The following is a 21,371-nucleotide window of genomic DNA, read 5'->3' as shown; positions in this document are numbered from 1 at the left end:
TGTCGATGACGATCGAGTTTTTGTTTTGATGTCTTATCTTGTTCTCATGGTGGCAAGTCGAGCATTTTGATAGTAATGTCCGAGAATTTGACGATAATCAACGCCGTTTTGAGCTAAATAAAATGTACCCCATTGGCTTAATCCTAAACCATGACCAAATCCTCTCCCTGATACCTGAATGGTATTACCTGAAGTGGATACTCTAAATAAGGTACTGCGTAAATCTAAAGCACTTCTTAACTGTGTACCCGCAACATTTCTTGTACTTCGATCGCCCACGACTTGCATAGTAACAATTCTACCTTGAGGGGTTGTTTTTTGAGGTACTAAAGCTCGAATATTGCCCACCCCACCAGCGACACGACTCATGGCAGAAGGAGAAACGGTTTTATTCCACTGAAAAACGGGCGCAGTTTGATCATAGTCCACTACACCCCTGAGATAAGGTAGGGGAGAAGTCCAAATATCTTCAACGTTTTCCGTATGCCCACCCGAAGATGAATGAAATACTGCTAAAATGGGTTGATTATTATAAGTCATGATTTGCCCATTAGTTGCTCTTACCGCTTGATGGGTGGTGGTGTATTCACTGCTTAATCCTTTATATACCTGCGTAGCAGTGGTGGTATCAAGATCAAAAACGCTATTTTTACTGGTGTTGCGTTTATATAGAGCATAGGTTCGAGCGGCTACTGCTTGGGCTTTTAAGGCTTCTTGAGGCCAACTGGGAATTGCTTCTGCTCCCACTACACTATATAAGTATTCTTCTATGTCCACATAGTTAACCGCAGTAATTCCACCACCCTGACGGGTTAATAGCACTCTACCACGATACCATCGATCGCCGATCCAAGTGACACCATCACCGCTAGGCTCTACCCATATCCCCGTAGAATTCCACTGAGCAAGGTTTACATTTCCGCCATTGGTTTTAGCGACAAAAGAGTTCATTCCGTCAACTTGTCCAATTACACGCCCTGCACCGTCTTTAATTACTGCAGGAGTTGAACTTCCGATTTGTAGATTATTAACACTTTTTTTGATTGCTACCCTCAATTCTAAGGCGGCATGGGCGCTGGTGGTGAAAATTAACCAGAATAGGGCGATAAAACTTAATTTAGAGGTTGTTTTGAAGAATAATTTTGTCCACATAACTTAAATATATATTTTCATTTATCAGTATCTTAGGTTAAATGATCCGATTACTTTTAATTATTCATGTTTTTACTGGGGATAATCGAAATATACTGAAATATTCAACTAAAAAATAGATTATGTCAACAGTATTTTTGTTCCCCTTTAACGGAAATAGGTTTCAGGAAGTATTGATGTTGTCCAGCGATGAGCCTGTAAAAATAAATCGTAATCTTGAAAGAAAAAGATATTTCCCCAACTATTTTTGACTGAATAACAGTTATTACAGTAGAATGCGATCGCATCGCGCCACGAAGTGATCGAATCTGTTTGATCACCCCAAACTCGATACATAACAATATACCAGTGATAATTTCGGCAACGCATTTGGGTTACTAAATCTTCTAATTTATTATGGGTTTCGGAAATCCCAAAGGGAATATTCTTATCCCAAAATTCTGTGATGACTACGGGATATTGATACAATTCCATACCTTCAATCACTTGTAAATCAAAACCTTCGGTATCAATTTTGACTAAACCAATATTAGCAGGAATTTCGTTATTGTCATGGAAACTAGCTAAGGTTTTAACCGTTACCGTAGTGGTATCGGTAAAGAGTAAATCATCGGGCATGGAATGTTTAATTAAGCTGTTATATAAGCTAGAATCCTGATAAATTTTTTCTGGGGTTGTATCAGTGGCTAGATAAAATTCTCTGGTTTCATTGGTTGCACCTAAAGCCACTGAATAACTATGAAAATAAGGATTATTGTTGAGTCGAGATTTTAATTTTTCATAGGTTGGTAAAAATGGTTCAAAGCTATAAACTTCATATCCTGCTTTTAATAAACTTTCTGATACATCCCCAATATTTGCTCCAATATCAATGGCGGAACGATTCGGTAAAAAAGAATATAAATACATCATTAAACCAATTTCTGGATTTTTTAATGTATAGGAAGAATCATTAATAATAATTTTTTTTGAGTTCAAACTATTTAAAATATTTTCGATTGTTTGTTGTTGAGTCAAACATTGTTTTGACAAATCTTGAGCGTTAATTATTTCTTCTTGGACGATCGATAATTTGTCTGATAATTCTTGATTTATTTTTTTAAATTGTATTTCTAAAATATTTAATTTATCATTTTGAAATTGAGAATTTTCTAGTAAATTTAGTAATTTTTTATTGATATGTTCATAGTATTTTTGACTATCTTCTTGAATATTTTTAATTAAATTATTATAGTAATTCTGAGACTGTTTATAAATAATTTTTAAGGTATTTATAATCGAAATTAGAGCTTCTAATAAGCTAATATCATTATTTAAAAGACTATTGGTTTTATTATCTATATTATTCGTTTGATCTAAAACTTGATCTAGTTTTTCAAGAATTAATTGTTTAATAATTTTAACTCGTCTAATTAAAGGTAAATTAGCTAAAAAACTAGCAATACCTTTTTTATTATTTGATTCTGATGTCATAAATTTTTAATAATAAATATACACAAATATAGAATTTATAACTATTCCTTATTCCTGACTTCCTCTGGGGGATTAATTATTGATTTTGGTCATAAATAATTTCTCAAATTTATCATCAGAAGGTTTACCTTTTTCTAAGGATTGCCAAATCCAATTATTAATATCTACACCAGAAAATGCTTGTGCTACTTGAAAAGCTCGATGGCGCATCTGTTTTTGTATGTCAGGTTGAGTAACATAATCCACTGCTTCTTTAAAACTTTGGGGATTATAGTCACAGACAACTCCAATACCAAATCGCTGAATAAATGCACCAGCAGAGGTTTTTTCACTGCCTAAAATAATAACTGGGGTATGGGAAGAAGCCATAGCAAAAATAATTCTACCGGGTAAACTTAAGATGGATAACTCTGCTCGATCGTCTCTTTCATCTAGTGTACCAGTCGGCACGACGACATAAGGATATTGTTTTAATTTTTCGGCTAGAGTGATTTCATCTACTACACCGTAGGGAGTAATATTTCTTTTTTCACTAATTTCTGAGGGAGATTCTGTTAACCAATGGTAATTATAATTACCATACCAATCTAAATGTAAATTAGCACCTTTGACGGTATCGGTTAACATTTGAAACCAAGTATTGCTCCAAATACTACCAATTAAAGCACCTGTTTTGATGTGAAATAATTTTTTATCGGGGGTGGTAATATTACGAGAGATTAAATTATCAGGCACAACGGCGGGTAAGAGATAAAAACTCATGGCGTATTTTTCTTCGTAAGCGTCTCTTAATTCAGGATGAGTAGCTAAACGAAAGGAACATTTACTTAAAAATTCTCTCATTAAATCATCGGGGATATTTTTGGCTACGATATTTTGATCATCCATGATATAAACTCCTAAAGGCACGTTAAATAATTCTTTAACGGCGATCGATAAGTACAAATCATCGGTATAATAAGGAACACAAAAGGCTTGTTTTACTTCAATGTCTTCGAGTAAGGTGAGAATAATTTTAAAGGCTTCTATACGAGATATGCCTTTTTGGGGTAAACAATAACTAATTTCGCCAAAGTTATGGATGCCTCCGTAATGGTTGTCTGATCGAATAGAATAAATATTGGGAGTATCGGCAATAATGCGTTTTACTAATGCGCCTGTACCATGTTTTTGATTAACTTCGTTATGGGTGAGAATGACGGTAGCATCATTTAAAAATTGTCCTAATTTTTCAAAGCGGTTATCTTGAGGAGATTTTTGGGCTAAAGAATCCCAAATCCAATCTTTGATACCTTGAGAAGATAAAGATTGAGCTAATTTTGAGACTCGATTACGAATACTACGTTGATTTTCTTCGTCAATAATCCATGATAATTTTTCAGCAAATTCTCCAGAATTATATCTACATACTACCCCTAGTTGAAAATCTTGCACAAATTGAGCGGCAGCAGTATCTTTGTCCCCCATAACTAACAGGGGAAGATGAGCGGTTGCAACTAAAAAGGGGATGCGAGAAGGAAGGCTTAATTTCGCTATTTCAAGGCGATCGTTTGCAGTAATATTGTCAGCAGTAGGAATTATAGCAAAGGATGCTTCTCTTAATTTTGCCACTAAATCCGCTTCGTTTTCCAGATAACCTTGAAAAGTAATGCCGTCTTGGGCTAATTCTGTTTCTTCAAATTTGAGCCACTCTCTATGGGGATTACCATACCAATCTATTTTAACACCAGAAGTTCTTACGGTTTCTCTGAGTCGATCGAGCCATGTTTGACTCCAAATATTACCTATTAATACACCGTGTTTTTTTTGTCTTGAAGAGGGAAAAATTATGGTATTTTTGACAATGAATTGTTGAGGTGCGACGGGAGGAACAAAGTAAATTTTTTTATGGTATTTTTGTTGATAGGCTTGACATAAATTTCTGGAGATACCAAGGCATAAATCTGATTTATCTAGTAATTGTGCCATGGAATTATCTGGAATTTCATTGACATAGATATTTTGATCATCCATCAAATAAGTACATAATGGTACATCAAACATCTCTTTAATGGCAAGAGTGGTTAAGATGTCATCAAGAAAATAGGGAATACATAATATTCTTTTGGGTTTGAGACTCCCTAAAGTCGATCGAACTTGCTCATAAATAGTGCTAAGATTGTAGCTCTTATGGTGAATCAGAAAATTAAAATTACCAAAATTATCTTTTCCATCATAGAGATTATGAGAACGAATTGATACTATATTTTGATCATCCCGAAAAATTCTTTTTAGTAACACTCCCACCCCGTGACGATGGTTTACTTCTGCATGGGAGATGATAAAGTCATAATCGCCAAACTGTTGAATGATTTTTACATCTTCTATAGCTAATTTTAATCGTTGTCGTAATTCGTTTTGTTGATGTTCGATCGACTGTAATAACATGAGTAGAAAAAAAGATTATATGCAATTATCCTTACTAAGAATATCATGTTTGTTAAATGCTTTATTATTCTTTGACAATTTTTCTCGATTTTTAATTTGACTTTAATTTTTAAACCTTTACTTTTAGTTGAAAAACACTCAGAAAAAAACTAGCAAAAATAATTTGTAATCCCAAGGCGATCGCTGTAACAGAAGGAATAACTAAACGCATAGTTAAAGCAGGGTTTAATGCCATAAAACCCGTTGATTCCCACTGAAACAAGGCAATAATAGAAGTGATAACCCCAATAAAAAATAATATTGTACCTAAAATTAATCCTTGTTCTAAACTAAATTGATCTAGCAAGTTAAACAATTTTTTGTCAGGAGGTAATAACCCTTCTTGGATAGCATAAACTTTGGTAAAAATAGCAAAATTAACTAACTGAAATCCAATAATAATAGCAGTGGCAGAGTATAATAAACTATGAACTCTAGGACTACCTAAGAGAATAATGGTAGTAATAAAACCCATCACCATCAAGAAAAACCCTGGATAAAGAAACAACCAACGGGGGCTGTATAATAATAAAAATCTCAGGTGTCGCCAACCGTCTCTCCATGTACGCAAATGGGGTTTACGGGTGCGCCCGTCCGGTGATAAGGTAGTCGGTACTTCCGTTAGTTTTAAGCCGTTAAGAGTCGCTTTTACTACCATTTCCGAAGCAAATTCCATGCCAGTTGTGCGTAAATTTAAGTCAAGAATAGCTTGTTTACGAAATCCCCTTAAACCACAATGAAAATCATTACATGGACTCTTAAAAAACAATTTCCCTATCCAAGTTAAAACGGGATTCCCTAGATATTTGTGTAAAAAAGGCATCGCACCCTCTTTAATCCCACCCTTAAAACGATTCCCCATCACTAAGTCATAACCACTTCTCAATTTCTCCACGAAGGGATTTAAGGCAGTAAAATCATAGCTATCATCAGCATCCGCCATGATAATAAATTCTCCTCGCGCTGCCATAATTCCTCCCATTAGCGCACTACCATAGCCTTTTTCTTTCACATTAACTAATCTTGCCCCTAGTTCGATCGCAATATTTTGCGATCCATCAGTACTACCATTATCCGCAATAACAACTTCTCCAGTAACTTGATATTCTTGCAGATACCATTGAGCTTTTTTGATACAGGTAGCGAGGGTTTCCGCCTCGTTTAGACAAGGCATAATGATTGATAATTCAAGAGAATCCATTATAAATAATTAGGAATGAGTAATGAGAAATGAGTAATGATTACAAGTATTTTATAATAAATTCAGAAGGGGTTAAACATTCAAAATCAGCAATAGCTTTGATTAATCCTCGATTTGATGACACAAAACAATCACATAAACCCAATTTAGCTGTTAAATACATTTCTATATCTTCTGTGGGGATAATACCTTCATCAATGATTTTAGCCAATAATTTACGCCACTGATTATCAACATTAACATAATAAAAATCTAATCTTGACCAAATTAAACCAATAGCCAAACCTGCCTTATCTTTATTCCATAAATATTTACCTACACGGCGTATTTGATCTATTACTTCATGGGATAAAAGAATTTGAGCATTAATTTGACTATCTTCTTTGCCAAAATATCCGATGGCTTTTAGTATTTGAGCTTCCTGTGAATTTACATCTTGAATGCCAATTATATAAACATTAGTGTCAAGACATAAACGCCTAAGATTAGACATTATTGACTCTTCCCTTTTCTTCAAGCATTTCTAATTTAACTTGATGAATCAAATCCATAATTTTGTCATGGGAATCATAGCCGTTATCTTTAGCTTGTTGACGCATGGTTTCAAATTCATCAGAATCATTTTGAGCAATAATGACTATATCAACTTCACCATCTTGAATGTTTAATGGAGTTTTTGTTTTTAATTCTCCTTTGTGAATTTTGGCTTTTGTTTGTAGAATTTTCATAAATTTATTTTTTTAACCACAATTCTAATCAAAAAATATAGTTATTCTTTATAAATTATAGGTCGATCGCCGCACTTTTCTGTCACTTCTTCTTTACTGAGGTTAAATTCTGCTTTCACTGTATAGTTTTTGCCCTCATGAAAGGCGGAGTTATAAAGAAAAGTTAGGGGAGTAAAACCCACTAAACAAGCCTCTTTTTTTTCTTCTAACATCGTGATAACATCTTGATCAACTCGATCGATCATAAACTTTTCTAAAGACATAGCATTAGGATAGGTATAATCCCAACGAGTAAGAGTCGTAAAAATCATCATCACAAATATACCGACATAGGCATAATTTTGCGGTTTTAACCATCTATTTTTAGTTAATTCATACTGCTGAATTAATAAGTATAAATTGAGAGTAATTAAGACTATTATCCAATACATATAATATCTTAATTGATAGGCAAAAGGAAGAAAAGGTGTCACAACACTCATGATAATAACTAAGTATAAAGCTGTGCGAGTTTCAGGATTATTTAACCTACATAAACAGCCAAATAAAACAACGTTAAACACAACATAAATAGCAAAATATCCTCCCATACCAAAACTATCCGCATCAAGAGGCACATAGTCCATTGCTACAGTCCAAGGCCATGGCCTTCGATCGTCAAAAGCACCTATTTCTAAGAGAGAAAAAATCCATCTTTGTAGAGGATACATATCTGCAATTTTATCGGACATATAATCACCACTAGGCACAATAATATGATTTAATTCATAGCCTAAAATAGTAATTTTTAAGGGATAAAAAGGATTTTGATATAAAATTATATTTTTCACAGAAGTAAGAAAAATAATCACATTTGTTCCTGCCATAGTTACTAATAAAATTAATATATTTTTGACTCTGTTTACTGGATTAAAACGATAAAAAATTAACCATAAAATTCGACCAAAAACAAAAGCCATAACTAAGGCTAAAGGAGGCACTAATAAATATTTGCTATTCCCTGCAATAAATCCTCCTAAAATGAACATTGAGACATTTTTATAGTTAATAAAATTTTCTTTAATAAACAATAAATAGGTTATGATTAGTACGATCGAAAAACCGACATTAGTCAATAAATCCACATAAGCAGAAGTTGTAGCAATGTGAATTAAAGGTACAGCTAAAATAGCAATTACCGATAAATAATAGGGAATTTTAAGATAATATTTAATAAAAATAAAATAGCCAATTAAACTAAAAAAACTAACTAAATTTGCTCCTTGAGGACGATTTTTTCCTAATAAATACCAGAAAAAACCCTGTAAAATATTCGGTAACATTGTGGTTGTATTATAAAAAGGTTCTCTTTCCGCTTCAAAAATATATTGTTCAGGAGAAACTAAACCCCAAAAACGAGCGGCAAAAGGCAGTTGATACATCCAACTATCACCGCCTGTCCAATCTACAGCGAGAATACTTTTTAAGAATAAAAAACTAATAATGATACCAGCAAATATTTGTAAACTTTGAATACTTTTTATTTGGATAATTGCCTTAATAAATAAGGGTAAATCAGGAAAATTATTTATATTTTGATTTAAAGATTTTTTGATACAGACAAATCCAATAATTAATAAAAAAACACGCAAAGAACGAAAGAGAACACCAAAATTAAAGAAAAAACCTACTAATCCTAAAAATAACCCTAAGCTGATAATATTTAAACCCAGGACAATTAATTTATTTTTCTTACCGAACAATAATAACTTAGAAGGTAAAAAAGTTAATTTTTCTTGATAAAATAGCCAACTAAACAGACTAATTAAAATACCGATAAAACCACTAATTAAAGGAACAATCATTATGATAATTTATAATAGAGTTGATACCTAGTCAAAGGTTAAGCTAAACGAAAAAACTTTATTTGTCAATATTTTTAGTTCTATTTATAATTTATTCCCCAGTATTTATGGTAACATTAATAAATATTATATATTTGCTGTAAAAAAATCAATAAAACTGACTATTCATTATGGATATTTTCCTTTATTATATTAGCTATAGATTTTTAACTATATTTTATATAAAAAATATTGATTTTGTTCTATGCAAAATCTACTGAAAAACCTTGATTAAAAATAACACTATCAATGCAAATTACTAATAAAATTCATTTTCGTAATATACAAGGGGATGTATTTGGGGGTTTAACCGCCGCCGTCATCGCCTTACCGATGGCTTTAGCTTTTGGTATCGCTTCGGGTGCTGGGGCTTCCGCAGGGTTATGGGGAGCAGTTTTAGTGGGCTTTTTTGCGGCACTGTTTGGCGGTACTCCTACTTTAATCTCTGAACCTACAGGTCCGATGACTGTTGTAATGACTGCTGTAATCGCAAACTCGATCGCCACTAACCCAGAAAATGGTATGGCGGTGGCTTTTACCGTAGTAATGATGGCGGGATTATTTCAAATTTTATTCGGCTTTCTCAAGTTGGGTAAATACGTTACCATGATGCCCTATACCGTTATTTCAGGGTTTATGACGGGTATCGGTTTAATCCTGATTATTTTACAAATTGCACCTTTTTTGGGTCAAGCTAGTCCGAAAGGGGGAGTTATCGGTACAATTCAAAATATCCCTAATCTCATCTCTAATATTCAACCCTTAGAGACAGTTTTAGCCGTGATGACAGTGGTTATCCTTTATGTTGTGCCGTCTAAATATAAGCGTGTTGTACCCCCTCAGCTATTAGCTCTAATTTTTTGTACAGTGATTTCTTTGGTATTCTTTGGAGATGCAGATATTCGCCGTATTGGAGAAATTCCTACTGGTTTACCCGTTTTGCAAATCCCTACTTTTGAGCCTAGTCAATTGCGTACAATGGTATTTAACGCCTTAGTATTGGGGATGTTAGGTTGTATTGATGCTTTGTTAACTTCTGTGGTTGCTGATAGTTTAACCCGTACAGAGCATGATTCTAATAAAGAATTAATTGGGCAAGGCTTAGGCAATTTATTCTCTGGTTTGTTTGGTGGTATTGCTGGTGCTGGTGCAACTATGGGAACTGTAGTTAACATTCAAACGGGTGCAACTACGGCATTATCTGGTTTGACTCGTGCTTTAGTGTTATTTGTAGTAGTAGTTTGGGCAGCTCCTTTAACGGCGAGTATTCCCTTAGCAGTGTTGGCAGGTATCGCTTTAAAGGTGGGTATCAATATTATGGATTGGGGTTTCCTCAAAAGAGTTCACAAAATTTCATACAAAGCTACTGCGATCGTATATGGGGTTATCGCTTTAACAGTATTTGTGGATTTAATGGTAGCCGTTGGGGTAGGTGTTTTTATTGCTAACATTTTAACTATTGATAAACTTTCGGAGTTACGATCGAAATCCGTAAAAATTATTAGTACTGCCGATGACGAAATTCCCCTCACTCCCGAAGAAAAACAAATCTTAGATTTAGCAGAAGGGCGAATATTATACTTCCACTTGAGTGGTCCCATGATCTTTGGTGTTGCCAAAGCAATATCCAGAGAACATAATGCCATCGCTAATTATGATGTATTGATAGTTAACTTAATTGAAGTGCCAATTTTAGGGGTAACATCATCTCTGGCTTTAGAAAATGCCATTAAAGAGGCTATCGACAACAATCATGAGGTTATCGTAGTTGGTGCAACGGGTAAAGTCAGAAGTCGCTTAGAAAAATTAGGTATTGCTGGATTAATTCCCGAACACCACTGGATGCTCGATCGACTTACCGCATTACAAGAAGGTTTAACTATTGTCAGAGAAAGAGAAAGTAAAGCCATTGTTACTGATACCGAAAAAGTTTTTGAGTGATTGTGAACTACCATACACCAAATATTATTAACTAGCGGTTTAACAGCTTACCCATTGGCAACAGAAATCAAATTTGATTGAGATTGCCTAGCAATGACAAAATCAAAACATCGTTTTTTATGTTAATAATTCACGGCGTTTTTGTTCAAATTCATACTCAGAAATTAACCCTTCTTGACGTAATTTTTCTAATTCCCTAATAGCTGTGGCAATTTCTGTCACCTGTTGGGGATTTACTGTTAGTTGAGCCTGAGAAGATGAAGGAGTTATACTATTGAATCTCCCTGTGAATAAGTCATTATCTTGGGTTAAATACAATACAACATCGATCGCACAAGCAATACGGGCGATGGGACTTTGCCAACTGAGAAGAAAATAGATGACACCCCATAAAGGTTGCCCTAAGTAAAATTTATGTAAACCAACCACAGGGGTTACACTACCAATTAATGCTAAGATAACGCCGATCGATCTTTTTTTGGGTTGATTTAAAAAACTCATATTCTAAAATCTTTGTTTTGATTTACTGATTTTAGCTTAATTTTTATTCAATAGACTTCTGGAAGAAAAGATTTTTAATGGTTTATAGTAAGGGCTAAAGCCCTCGTTTTGACAATTAATAGAGATGTCTAATTTTTAACGGGTAAATATCTAATTCGATAATTCCTATCTTTAATAGTAATAATTACACCATTTTCTAGTATATTTTGACATTCTTGTAAAACAGGATTTAATTTAGATAAAACATAATCAGGATTAGCTTTTTCTAATCGAAAAATAATCACACTTGGCAAAGAATCACCACTAAAAGCTAACAATTCCCCAAAATCTAAATCGAAAGTGAGAATTATTCTTCCTTCATCCTTTGCTTTTGACATAATCAAGGAATCAGGTAAATAAAACAAGCCTTCTTCTGATAGATGAATAGCATCATATCCTTGCTGAGATAAAGCCTTAACCGTTAAAGGTGATACTCCCATGTCTGCTAAAAATTTCATGCCACTTTCTCCTCAAAAGAATAAACTTTTTCATCAGCTAACAAGGAGGCATAATTAAGGGAGGCTTGTATATCTTCTAATTCTAGGTAAGGATAGGCTTCTAAAATTTCTTCGATCGACATATCACTAGCCAACAATTTTAACACTAAAGCGACGGTAATGCGCATTCCTCTAATACAAGCCCTTCCCCCCATAATTTCACGGTTAAAGGTGATTCTTCCTAAGATAACTTTTGTATTTTCCATCGTTTTTTCTTTAATTTTATTATCTTAATTATATTTTATGACATTATCTATTTACTCGATCGAAATCTCTAAAGCCTCCGCAATTTGTTCATCTGTTAACCCTAAATCTCTTAACTTTTAATAGTTTTTATCCTAATTTTTAACTTTATTTAAGCTACTAAAGTTTGTAATTTAGCTAAAACTTCATCAATTAAAAATGAGGGGGATTCTTCAACAAAAGTAGTTTGTCTAGCGATACAATCCACAGCTCTAATTTGATCAACTAAAACCACTCCACGAGTTTGCATTTCTGGCGGTAATTCTACTTCAAAAACCCATCCTTTTTTACGACTGGTAATCGGACAAATTAAAATAATTTTAGAAACTTGATTATAAGTAATAGGAGATATAACAAAAGCAGGACGATACCCTGATTGTTCACTACCAGTACGAGGATTCAATTCGAGTTTGATAATATCACCTCTTTGGGGGATACGATTATCAATTTTTACCACATTTCTTCTCCCACAGATTCTCCCCAATCTAATTCATCATGTTGCATGACAGAGGTGGCATTTTTCAGCAATTCCTCAAGGGTATATTTTGGTTTTGCTGGAGTAAGGATAATTTTATTATCTTCAATAACAATATTTAATAATTCCCCTTCTTGTAATTTCACTTGCTGAGTTATGGCTTGAGGAAGTCTAATTCCCAATGAATTTCCCCACATACAAATTTTCTGGGTAATCATATAGTTTTGGTTTGAGATCGTTGGTTTATACATTAAATATACCAAAATCAAGAACCGTTTTTCATCGATAATTAGGGGTTGGTTAAAAAGTTTTTTTGATGAAGGAAGGTGTTAAGGTTTATGATATAACTTGATTAATCGGTGCTAGAAACGGGTAGTTCACTTCTTATTTCCCTATACAAAAACGGCTAAAAATTCGATCGAGTACAGATTCTGTCACTTCTTCCCCTGTAATCTCCCCTAATGCTTGAATGGCAATGCGTAAATCAATAGTCCAAAAATCTAGGGGTAACTGATTTTCCATTGTCTCTTGTACTTGAATCAGGGCAATTTTAGCACGAGTTAGGGCGGCGGCTTGACGTTGATTAATGGCAATATCTAAATCTCCTGCGGTGGTTTCTCCCTTTTTAATGGTGTCAATGATGGCAGTTTCTAGGGCGTATATGCCTTGATTGAGTGCCCCTGCGGTGGGTACTATTTGATTAATTTCATCGGGGTATTTGACCCCTTCTGATGGTGCTATATCGGTTTTATTGATGACGAGGATCAGATTTAAGTCTTTGATTTGTCGATAAATTTCTTCATCCTCCAGAGTCCATCCGACACTAGCATCGATGGTAAATAAAATTAAATCCGCTTGGGATACCGCTTGTAACGATCGAGCAACCCCAATTTTTTCTACAGTGTCTTCCGTTTCCCTGATTCCTGCGGTATCTAAAACTTGAATGGGGATACCTTGCACCACTAACTGAGATTCTACCACATCACGAGTCGTTCCGGGTAAATCCGTGACAATAGCTCGATCGGTTTTACTCCAAGCATTTAAAAGGCTTGATTTACCTACATTTGGACGACCTACGATCGCAACTTTTACCCCACTACGCAACAACTCCCCTTGATCTTTTGTGGCTAAAATGTGTTTAACTTGAGACAGACTAACTTCTAAATCCTCTCTAATTTGCGCTTCATCAAGGGGAGGTAAATCGTCTTCAAAGTCAATTCTTGCCTCAACTTCCGCCAAAATATCGAGTAAACTAGAGCGCATTTCTCGAATGGGTTGCGCCAGTTTTCCCCGTAATCCTGATAAAGCAACATGGGAGGCTTGAGGAGATTTTGCCCCGACAATTTCTGAGATACTTTCAGCTTGGGTTAAGTCGATTCTACCATTTAAAAAGGCTCTTAAAGTAAACTCTCCTGCATTAGCAAGTCTTGCACCGCATTCCAAACACAATTCCAATATTTGCTGTACAGGAATAATTCCCCCGTGACAATGAATCTCGATGACATCCTCTCTAGTGTACGATCGAGGAGATAACATCAATAATACTAAAACTTCATCGATAATTTGTTGGGTATCAGGATGTTGAATATAACCGTAAAGGATTTGATGGGATTTCCAAGACGGCTTACCTTGGGGTATAAAAATTTTTTGAGTAATCTCTAAGGCAGTGACACCGCTTAACCTGACGATGCCGATACTACCTTGATTCGGTACAACGGCGGAAGCTATCGCCACTATTGTTTCTTGTTGAACTATGTTTTTCATTTCTAATTCCTTATTCCTAATTCCTCATTCTTAACTTAGCTTTGTTTTTTTAAGAATTTTTGTGCTTGAGTGATAGCTAATGCACCAATGTTATAAACTGCCCAACCACCAGCAACTCCTAAAGGTAATAGAACAACTAATAATCTCCAATCAAAATCCATAATCTTATACTCCAGTATTTAATAATTCTCTTTATTAGAAAAATGATAACATTTGTTGCAATTATTAAATCAATTAACAATTAACAATGAACAATTAACAACAAATCACTTCGTTATTAATTTTCCATTCTCAATTCTCAATTCTCAATTCTTAGCTTACTGTTATATAAAACTTATCTATAGTTACTCACTATAGCGTTTACTTTCTGCTTCTACCAGTCAAGTCGGCTTGATACTGTCCACAGACGTTAATTCGGCTGTAACCCAACCTATTTTTTCTATAATTACTTCTTCAGGTGCTTTTTCCAAGTTGATCGAGGCATTCAAATCACGATCACACTCAAAACCACACTCATCACAAGTATATAGCCTGTCAGACAAAGACAAAGTTTCTTTTTTCTGCTCACAATTACTACATTTTTTTGACGATGGATACCATTGATCGATTATATCAACACGATTAGCATACCACAGAGCTTTATAAGTTAGTTGACGTTTAAACTCATACATTCCCAAATCAGCTACATTTCCATCACTTAGAGTCGCAAAAGTTTTACAGCCTAAGTCAATGCCAACAGGTTCAATTACGGGATGGATTCTCGGTGGTAATCTATCCCCATCAATAGAGAAACTAACAAACCATTTATCCGCCGATTTACTAATAGTAAAAGTTTGAGAAACACAAGAAAAAGGAATTGCCTCCTTCAATCTAAAAGTACCTAAAGTTGGTATTTTGATGATTTTTCCTGCTTCTAATAATACTTTACCATTACTCGACTCGACTCTAAATGATTGTTTATCTTTCTTCCTTTTAAAGACAGGTTGCTCCCCTAACCCTTGAAAGTACCGTGAATAGGCAGTTTTCAAATCTCGAAAAGCATTTTGATATACCCTAGAACTAAGATTATTACACCAAGCATATTCTGGTTGCTTCTTAGTGTAGTTAGTAAATAATTTTTTAATAGTGTCAATCTTATAGCTAGAACTTCCCTTAATTTCCTGATGATTAATCATTCCCATTAACGCTAAACCATAATTATAAACAAAGCGAGAGAACCCAGCGTGCTATGCCATAAGAGTTTTCTCTTTGTTATTTAATTTCAGTTCTAGCTTAAGACTAAACATAATAATTAAACTTTACTAACTTAATGAAGTATAACAATATCTAGGGAGATTGTAAAGTATCAGTTGTTAAGATTTCTTGAAGTTTTTTTGAGTAGCTTCTTAAACCGTATAAACGACAAGAAAAAGTCTGAACAATAGCTAACAAATCTTCTACCATTTCTTGTTCTGGAGATAAGGATTGTTGATTTGCTACGGTTAATTTACAGCCGTACCATTGACAATATTCTTCAAAAAAGTCGAAGCCAAAGCGAACTAATCGGTCTTTATGGGCGACAATTAAATGATTAATTTCCCCCAGTCTAATACCTTTCATAATCAATAAAAACTTTTTACGCTTAAAGTTTAATCCTCCGTCGATTTCTGTAATCCACTCATCTACTGGAATCCCACCACCTAAACAAAAAGATTCCATCGCTTTAATTTGGGAGTTTAAATCATCCTTTTGCCCTGATGAAGATACTCGACAATAAACAACAGTTTTTCTTTCATCCAAAGAAGTAGGAAGATTAAGTGCTAATTGTAAATCATTTTCATCGTAATAACGTTGATTTCCAATGGTTCTTTTTGCGACTAACCTTCCTTCAAAATCCCATCTTCTAAGGGTTGAAACCGATCTTCCAATTAATTTGGCAAATTCATGGGGTCTATAAACCATAAAACTTAACTATATAGTAAACTATAACTAAGTTTAGTAAGTTTTTCGTTAAAAGTCAATCGCTCTACCAAATTGTCGATCGTACACTTCATCTTCCTTCCCTGTCTCTACTTTCAAATTAGAACGAGGATAAGACACACACAATAAAGCGTAACCTTCGGCTTGTAACTCAGGAGATAAGCCCATGCCTTCTCCTTGTTCAACTTCTCCAGAAATAATCTTGGCGGCACAAGTCGTACAAACTCCCGCATTGCAAGAATTAGGTATTTGTACGTTTTCTCGATCGGCTACATCTAATATTTTTTGATCTTCAGGTACTTGTAAAGTATAAGTTTTACCTTCATTAATAATTTCTACCGTATAGATATTAGTCATAAAAATTTTTTTATATATTTATTCACAATCTTTAATTGTATCAGTAAAGAGATGCTCGGTGGGGTGAGGGAAAAAATGGGTGGGATAAAAAACGATTTCTGAGTAATGAGTAAATACTTACCACTTATAAAATAGAATTACTATATTTTTATTTTACTTATGACTAAATAATGACTCAGAAATCAGCTTTTGGTTAATGTATTATGTCTAAACCTTTGATTTTTATAGTTTTCTGACTTATTCAGCAAACCCTAAGTAATAAACCATGGGAATTATTCTTTAATGGATTCTAATAGCCACTGTTTAATTTCTGTGGAATCTTTATCAGAGATAGTGTTAATGTCTAACATTTTGGATAATAAATCTAATCGATTTTTGAATACCGATTCAATGTGAGAAAAACCACTGAGATTACCATAAACTGGCAACTCTGTTGTTTTTAATTGCCCTACTCGCTGATAAATAGATGTTTCTAATTGATAGTCTAATAGTTGCCACGCTAAACATTGAGATAAACAACTTAATAAATCTAATGCTACTTGAGGTTGTTTTGTGATGCCATATAATTGATCAAGGGCAAATTGTGCGATCGAATTTACCTCTTTAAAATCAATACGCCATTGTAAAGGTTGCCCAGGGCTGATTAAACGAGCTAAAGCCCAAGAGGCTTTTTGCCGATGTGCCATGTGCTTCCCTGTTTTGATGACATGGCGTAAAAAGTTTAAATTATAAGTATTACATTCTCCACATTTACCGAGGGAATTTAAAAAGACTAAGGCTTTTGCTTCTGTTTGAAAACATTTAAACCCTTCAATCAATTTTTGATCAAAACCACTCCAATATAATTTACCGGGTAAGTTGACAATGGCTTGGTATAATCGATCGTCCGATCGGTTTAAGTCTTGATTAATTTTCATTTGTACCCATTGTTCTAACTTACCTTCAGATGCTTTAACATTGGGAGATTCATCGAGGTTAATGGATGAAAGAATTTCTCCTAAAGAGGATACAGCAACCACAGTTTTAGTGGCAAAGGAAGGAGAGTTGAAAAAATTATCAATTTCTAACCAACGAATTAAATCATCGATGATTTGACTACGATTAACGGCTATTGTAGTTTGCTTGACTAAATCTCGTCTTCGATCGTGTAGTCTGCCATTATTAAAATTTTTATCTAATTGAATGGCAACATCTTCCCAATGTTTAAAATCAACTCGAAGATTAGGCTCAATAGTTTTTCCGTGACGAGTACGGGATATTTGTGGGATAAGAGTTTGTAGATTAATCGGATTAGAAATTTTGATAATTTCCTCTACATCATGGGAATCTGAAGCAACCTCAATTTTAAATCTGGCGTTTTGATTTTTTTGAGAAACTAAGGTTAATAATAGTCTTTCATCAAAGGTATATTCTACTTCTAAATCTAACAAATCTCCTTGTTTTAAATTAGAGGCAAAAATATTTTTTAATGCCACTTGTCTCGATCGTTCTTGTTTGGTATTAATATTAATTTTATTACCCATACCTACCCAGATTTTAAACATCAAATTACCTGAATCTTTTTGAGGTAATTTAAAAGTATCTTTGATACAGGTTTTATAGGGGTATTTTTGTCCTTGAGCAATTAATAAATTTAGTTTACTATTACCATTAGTAATGGCTTCTAAATAAATATTTGTTGGGTTTACTCTTTCAACGGAAGTTAAAGCTCCCGAAGCAAATAAACTAGCTCCTCTCGCTACTGCTAAATCTGGATTTCCTTCATCGAGAATCAAAATATCTCCGAAAAATTCTCTTAATCTTTCTTTAATTAAGGGAAAATAAGTCATCCCGCCATTAAGTAAAATTGCATCTACTTTCGGCACTTGTTTTAAAGTAGCTTTAGCTTTTAATAATACGTCCAAAATCGGTACAATAAAGGTATCAAATCGATCGACAAAAGGACTCTCATTAAAGGCAGTATCGGGATTCATACTTTCTAGTAAATCAATGGTTAAATCTGGGCATAATAATTCTTGTAAAATACCTTTCATTTTTTCTGTGTCGATATTGTGACGAATGGGGACATTTCCTTCTAAAAAAGTCCCTTGAAAGGACATTTTAAAGTCTTGTTTCTCCCTTGCATAAATATATTCTCCTCCCCATAATTTCTTGAATTTTTCTGCATAAATGGGCAATTCATAACTTAATTTATCTCGATCGACGCTAGATATTTCAACATTATTCAAACCATAATCTAAGATATAATCAGCGATTAATTTATCTATTTTGTCTCCCCCTACCCTTGTGCGAGAGCCGATCGCAATATCATTAATTACAAAATTATTATGCTTGTCTGACCATTGTACCTCGTGGAGAGTAACATCTAAAGTACCGCCACCTAAGTCATACACCATAATATTAGAAGGAGTATTCACATCAAAACGAGGAGGAATATCGCCTTTTTGCATGGAGTGAAGGAAATCGTATAAAGCGGCTTGAGGTTCAGATAACAAAACAACTTCAGCTTCTTGCCAACCTGCCAACACGGTTGCCTTACGGGTGGCTTCAATGGCATCGGATTCATAGGAAGCTGGATGAGTAATGACGACTCCTTCCACACTACCATATCTTTCTAATAAGTGATGACGACAAAAAGCCAACACTTGAGAAGCCGCCATTTCTGGAGTAATTTCTCCCGATGTAAGTTGATAATAAAAGGGTTTCCCGTTATCGGAATCCCCCATGTTATGTTTCCATGCCAAAATAGTTTGATCTCGGAAAGCATAGGCGTTATTTTTAATATGCCCTCCGATTTCTCCATTGTCAAGACTGTTGAATCTGACACTAGAGGGGATGGTTGCTTTGCGTACGAGACTAGAATTTTCGTCTTTCAAAGGAACTTCTAACACTGCAGCGTTATATTGCTTCGTCATTTCATTAAAGGTTGTCAAAGAAATAACTGTGTTTGTCGTGCCTAAATCGATGCCGACACATTGCGATCGCATTACATCCTTGAGAATCTCTACATAATCAGCAGTTTCACGACATTTATTGCCGATATTTGTACCTATAATAATCGTTTTAATTTTTCGAGATTTAAGTTTATTAAATAAGCGAGAATAATCATTATCATTGCTTACTATAGCAATGGTATTAATGTTTAATTTACTATTGTTAATTAATTCTTCTGCGGTTTGAAAAATGAGATTGTCCACCTCTTGAGATACGGGGGTTAAACCGGGGGTTAATTCAAAACGATAGTCAAATTCTCGAAATTTACTACCATAGGCAGTTAAAACCGAAGGGGTATTAGAAAAGGCACGACGCATGACGATCGAGCCGTGTTTTTTACAAATATCTTCGACTATATCTAACTTAGGTTTAATGTTATCTAAATCCAATAAAATTGCAATTCTATTCATATTTTTTGTACCTTTTTTGCTAGTTTTTAATATTATTAATTATGCTTCTTCTACTTTGGCAGGAGTCACAATTCGATCGTCCACTTTCCAACCGGGGGCAATACATTTGACAATTTTTTTATCGTCTTTACTCACAAATTGAGAGCCAGATGTGTAGTTATATTTATTGTTATCTAAATCTTCCCCCGTAATCTCAAAAGTTCCCTCAATTTTTTCGGGAAATTGACTAATATTTAACTGTTTAAATGCCGTCAATAAAGATTCGATCGTGATAAAGTAAGTTAAAGTATCCGTAGGGGATAAACTCTCATTATTTTCTAAACAATTATCTAGCTTTTTATAAAGAATAAATAATTGACTTAATACTGGTTGTTGTTGATTATCCTGTAAAGATTTTGCCAAATCATAAACAGCATTTTGAAAAGAATTTCTTTGAGTTTCTTCTAACTCATTTTCTAACTGTTTAATCTTCAATTCTAGCTGTTGTATTTCGCCCTTAAATTTACTCTCAACTTCCCCTAATTCCTGTACTAAATTTTGAGCAGTACGATCTTTAATAGCGGTACGAGTTAAAGCAAACTTTTTTTGTAGTTTATAACCAAATTCTTTTAAGTCTTCAAAAGCCCCAAACTTAATTATTTCTTGATAACCAATACAGTTAATTAATATTTTTTTAGAGTTATCATCGATAAATTTAGGTAACAAAATAATAAACCAAAAAGTACGTTCTTTCGACTTATTAAATTGATCAATAATATCTGCTATTTGATTTAATTTAACTAAATCTGGGGCTTCAATATTGTTAAAATAATGTTCAAATAAACTGACAAAATTAGTCAAATAATTTTCCCATTTTTCCAAAAATTTTTCAATATTATCATCGGAATATTTGTGAGAAAGATGAAAACAGAAATTTTCAGCAATATCATATTCATAATCATTAAAATCCAGATTATCAAGTAAATTATTCCACGTCTGATATTGTTTACTTTCTAAAATTGTAAGAATTTTTTTCTGAATTTCTACTATTTTTAATTGTCTTTTTTGTTTATCAAAATTATGAGGAATAAAATTATCGTAAGATTGATTTAAAAATAAGATGAATTTTCCCCAAGGAGATGAATTTAACTCCTCTTGAGAAAAAAGACGAGGTTTTGGTTTTGTATTACTGACTCTTTCCGTAGCTTTTAATGGTTTATTCTCTGGATTCGATCGATCGTTCATGAAAAAACTCCTTAATATAGTAAAAAGTGAACAACTTATCCAATTGAGACTTACCTATCAGGAA

Annotated in this window: 20 protein-coding genes; 1 reads left to right on the top strand and 19 read right to left on the bottom strand. The window is 33.9% G+C overall.

Annotated features, from left to right (window positions below; all coding sequences use genetic code 11):
- Nucleotides 1-33 precede the first annotated feature (33 nt).
- The 7 genes from SYN6308_RS09575 to SYN6308_RS09545 form a co-directional block, all read right to left on the bottom strand.
- A complete protein-coding gene (locus SYN6308_RS09575; protein WP_017294221.1) occupies nucleotides 34-1,152 on the bottom strand; it encodes a SpoIID/LytB domain-containing protein in 1,119 nt (372 codons plus the stop codon).
- A 147-nt stretch (nucleotides 1,153-1,299) separates the two neighbouring features.
- Nucleotides 1,300-2,625 carry an FkbM family methyltransferase gene (locus SYN6308_RS09570; protein WP_017294220.1) on the bottom strand — a complete coding sequence of 442 codons (1,326 nt, stop codon included), beginning with the start codon at nucleotides 2,623-2,625 and terminating at the stop codon, nucleotides 1,300-1,302.
- Between the two features lie 72 nt (nucleotides 2,626-2,697).
- Nucleotides 2,698-5,052 carry a hypothetical protein gene (locus SYN6308_RS09565; protein ID WP_017294219.1) on the bottom strand — a complete coding sequence of 785 codons (2,355 nt, stop codon included), beginning with the start codon at nucleotides 5,050-5,052 and terminating at the stop codon, nucleotides 2,698-2,700.
- A 109-nt stretch (nucleotides 5,053-5,161) separates the two neighbouring features.
- Nucleotides 5,162-6,265, bottom strand: coding sequence for a glycosyltransferase family 2 protein (locus SYN6308_RS22230; RefSeq protein ID WP_017294218.1), 1,104 nt, complete (start codon nucleotides 6,263-6,265; stop codon nucleotides 5,162-5,164).
- A gap of 67 nt (nucleotides 6,266-6,332) precedes the next feature.
- A complete protein-coding gene (locus SYN6308_RS09555; protein WP_017294217.1) occupies nucleotides 6,333-6,785 on the bottom strand; it encodes a hypothetical protein in 453 nt (150 codons plus the stop codon).
- The gene (locus SYN6308_RS09550) at nucleotides 6,778-7,020 is read right to left on the bottom strand and encodes a hypothetical protein (protein WP_017294216.1); all 243 of its coding nucleotides are present in this window, start codon (nucleotides 7,018-7,020) and stop codon (nucleotides 6,778-6,780) included. The genes SYN6308_RS09555 and SYN6308_RS09550 overlap by 8 nt, the downstream gene beginning before the upstream one ends.
- A gap of 41 nt (nucleotides 7,021-7,061) precedes the next feature.
- Nucleotides 7,062-8,864 carry a hypothetical protein gene (locus SYN6308_RS09545; protein ID WP_017294215.1) on the bottom strand — a complete coding sequence of 601 codons (1,803 nt, stop codon included), beginning with the start codon at nucleotides 8,862-8,864 and terminating at the stop codon, nucleotides 7,062-7,064.
- Nucleotides 8,865-9,152: 288 nt separating this feature from the next.
- Here SYN6308_RS09545 and bicA point away from each other — a divergent pair, with 288 nt between their 5' ends.
- On the top strand, nucleotides 9,153-10,844 hold the full coding sequence (gene bicA, locus SYN6308_RS09540; protein ID WP_017294214.1) for a bicarbonate transporter BicA: 1,692 nt from the start codon (nucleotides 9,153-9,155) through the stop codon (nucleotides 10,842-10,844).
- A 117-nt stretch (nucleotides 10,845-10,961) separates the two neighbouring features.
- Here the strand turns inward: bicA and SYN6308_RS09535 are convergent, their stop codons facing one another.
- From SYN6308_RS09535 to grpE, 12 genes are all read right to left on the bottom strand, one after another.
- Complete coding sequence (locus tag SYN6308_RS09535; RefSeq protein WP_017294213.1) at nucleotides 10,962-11,345, bottom strand: NINE protein; 384 nt, start codon at nucleotides 11,343-11,345, stop codon at nucleotides 10,962-10,964.
- A 128-nt stretch (nucleotides 11,346-11,473) separates the two neighbouring features.
- Nucleotides 11,474-11,842 carry a DUF5615 family PIN-like protein gene (locus SYN6308_RS09530; RefSeq protein WP_017294212.1) on the bottom strand — a complete coding sequence of 123 codons (369 nt, stop codon included), beginning with the start codon at nucleotides 11,840-11,842 and terminating at the stop codon, nucleotides 11,474-11,476.
- Complete coding sequence (locus tag SYN6308_RS09525) at nucleotides 11,839-12,087, bottom strand: DUF433 domain-containing protein (protein WP_017294211.1); 249 nt, start codon at nucleotides 12,085-12,087, stop codon at nucleotides 11,839-11,841. Before SYN6308_RS09525 ends, SYN6308_RS09530 begins: the two co-directional genes overlap by 4 nt.
- Before the next feature lie 149 nt (nucleotides 12,088-12,236).
- On the bottom strand, nucleotides 12,237-12,581 hold the full coding sequence (locus SYN6308_RS09520) for a type II toxin-antitoxin system PemK/MazF family toxin (protein WP_017294210.1): 345 nt from the start codon (nucleotides 12,579-12,581) through the stop codon (nucleotides 12,237-12,239).
- On the bottom strand, nucleotides 12,575-12,796 hold the full coding sequence (locus SYN6308_RS09515) for an AbrB/MazE/SpoVT family DNA-binding domain-containing protein (protein WP_237741277.1): 222 nt from the start codon (nucleotides 12,794-12,796) through the stop codon (nucleotides 12,575-12,577). The genes SYN6308_RS09520 and SYN6308_RS09515 overlap by 7 nt, the downstream gene beginning before the upstream one ends.
- Nucleotides 12,797-12,983: 187 nt before the next feature.
- Nucleotides 12,984-14,363: a tRNA uridine-5-carboxymethylaminomethyl(34) synthesis GTPase MnmE gene (mnmE, locus tag SYN6308_RS09510; protein ID WP_017294208.1), complete on the bottom strand. Its 1,380-nt coding sequence runs from the start codon at nucleotides 14,361-14,363 to the stop codon at nucleotides 12,984-12,986.
- Between the two features lie 35 nt (nucleotides 14,364-14,398).
- Nucleotides 14,399-14,524, bottom strand: a complete 126-nt coding sequence (locus tag SYN6308_RS09505; RefSeq protein ID WP_017294207.1) for a photosystem II protein Y — start codon at nucleotides 14,522-14,524, stop codon at nucleotides 14,399-14,401.
- Between the two features lie 219 nt (nucleotides 14,525-14,743).
- The gene (locus SYN6308_RS22225; RefSeq protein ID WP_017294206.1) at nucleotides 14,744-15,538 is read right to left on the bottom strand and encodes an RNA-guided endonuclease InsQ/TnpB family protein; all 795 of its coding nucleotides are present in this window, start codon (nucleotides 15,536-15,538) and stop codon (nucleotides 14,744-14,746) included.
- 151 nt (nucleotides 15,539-15,689) lie between these two features.
- Complete coding sequence (locus SYN6308_RS09495; protein ID WP_017294205.1) at nucleotides 15,690-16,304, bottom strand: IS607 family transposase; 615 nt, start codon at nucleotides 16,302-16,304, stop codon at nucleotides 15,690-15,692.
- Nucleotides 16,305-16,352: 48 nt separating this feature from the next.
- Entirely contained in the window at nucleotides 16,353-16,679 is a 327-nt protein-coding gene (locus tag SYN6308_RS09490; RefSeq protein ID WP_017294204.1) for a 2Fe-2S iron-sulfur cluster-binding protein, read from the bottom strand.
- Nucleotides 16,680-16,951: 272 nt separating this feature from the next.
- The gene (locus SYN6308_RS09485) at nucleotides 16,952-20,083 is read right to left on the bottom strand and encodes an Hsp70 family protein (protein WP_017294203.1); all 3,132 of its coding nucleotides are present in this window, start codon (nucleotides 20,081-20,083) and stop codon (nucleotides 16,952-16,954) included.
- Between the two features lie 39 nt (nucleotides 20,084-20,122).
- A complete protein-coding gene (gene grpE / locus SYN6308_RS09480) occupies nucleotides 20,123-21,307 on the bottom strand; it encodes a nucleotide exchange factor GrpE (RefSeq protein WP_017294202.1) in 1,185 nt (394 codons plus the stop codon).
- Nucleotides 21,308-21,371: the final 64 nt, after the last annotated feature.

It is taken from the genome of Geminocystis herdmanii PCC 6308 (genome assembly GCF_000332235.1).
Classification (GTDB): domain Bacteria; phylum Cyanobacteriota; class Cyanobacteriia; order Cyanobacteriales; family Cyanobacteriaceae; genus Geminocystis; species Geminocystis herdmanii.
The sequence above is the reverse complement of the archived record's forward strand: the minus strand, read 5'-3'. Positions and strand labels throughout refer to the sequence as shown.

Coding starts and splice junctions, on each gene's coding strand:
- SYN6308_RS09565 (WP_017294219.1), bottom strand. CDS start 5,052: ATGTTATTACAGTCGATCGAACATCAACAAAACGAATTACGACAACGA.
- SYN6308_RS09525 (WP_017294211.1), bottom strand. CDS start 12,087: ATGGAAAATACAAAAGTTATCTTAGGAAGAATCACCTTTAACCGTGAA.
- mnmE (WP_017294208.1), bottom strand. CDS start 14,363: ATGAAAAACATAGTTCAACAAGAAACAATAGTGGCGATAGCTTCCGCC.
- bicA (WP_017294214.1), top strand. CDS start 9,153: ATGCAAATTACTAATAAAATTCATTTTCGTAATATACAAGGGGATGTA.
- SYN6308_RS09530 (WP_017294212.1), bottom strand. CDS start 11,842: ATGAAATTTTTAGCAGACATGGGAGTATCACCTTTAACGGTTAAGGCT.
- SYN6308_RS09535 (WP_017294213.1), bottom strand. CDS start 11,345: ATGAGTTTTTTAAATCAACCCAAAAAAAGATCGATCGGCGTTATCTTA.
- SYN6308_RS09505 (WP_017294207.1), bottom strand. CDS start 14,524: ATGGATTTTGATTGGAGATTATTAGTTGTTCTATTACCTTTAGGAGTT.
- SYN6308_RS09575 (WP_017294221.1), bottom strand. CDS start 1,152: ATGTGGACAAAATTATTCTTCAAAACAACCTCTAAATTAAGTTTTATC.
- SYN6308_RS09490 (WP_017294204.1), bottom strand. CDS start 16,679: ATGACTAATATCTATACGGTAGAAATTATTAATGAAGGTAAAACTTAT.
- SYN6308_RS09555 (WP_017294217.1), bottom strand. CDS start 6,785: ATGTCTAATCTTAGGCGTTTATGTCTTGACACTAATGTTTATATAATT.
- SYN6308_RS09550 (WP_017294216.1), bottom strand. CDS start 7,020: ATGAAAATTCTACAAACAAAAGCCAAAATTCACAAAGGAGAATTAAAA.
- SYN6308_RS09485 (WP_017294203.1), bottom strand. CDS start 20,083: ATGAATAGAATTGCAATTTTATTGGATTTAGATAACATTAAACCTAAG.
- grpE (WP_017294202.1), bottom strand. CDS start 21,307: ATGAACGATCGATCGAATCCAGAGAATAAACCATTAAAAGCTACGGAA.
- SYN6308_RS09495 (WP_017294205.1), bottom strand. CDS start 16,304: ATGGTTTATAGACCCCATGAATTTGCCAAATTAATTGGAAGATCGGTT.
- SYN6308_RS22225 (WP_017294206.1), bottom strand. CDS start 15,538: ATGATTAATCATCAGGAAATTAAGGGAAGTTCTAGCTATAAGATTGAC.
- SYN6308_RS09570 (WP_017294220.1), bottom strand. CDS start 2,625: ATGACATCAGAATCAAATAATAAAAAAGGTATTGCTAGTTTTTTAGCT.
- SYN6308_RS09515 (WP_237741277.1), bottom strand. CDS start 12,796: ATGTGGGGAAATTCATTGGGAATTAGACTTCCTCAAGCCATAACTCAG.
- SYN6308_RS22230 (WP_017294218.1), bottom strand. CDS start 6,265: ATGCCTTGTCTAAACGAGGCGGAAACCCTCGCTACCTGTATCAAAAAA.
- SYN6308_RS09545 (WP_017294215.1), bottom strand. CDS start 8,864: ATGATTGTTCCTTTAATTAGTGGTTTTATCGGTATTTTAATTAGTCTG.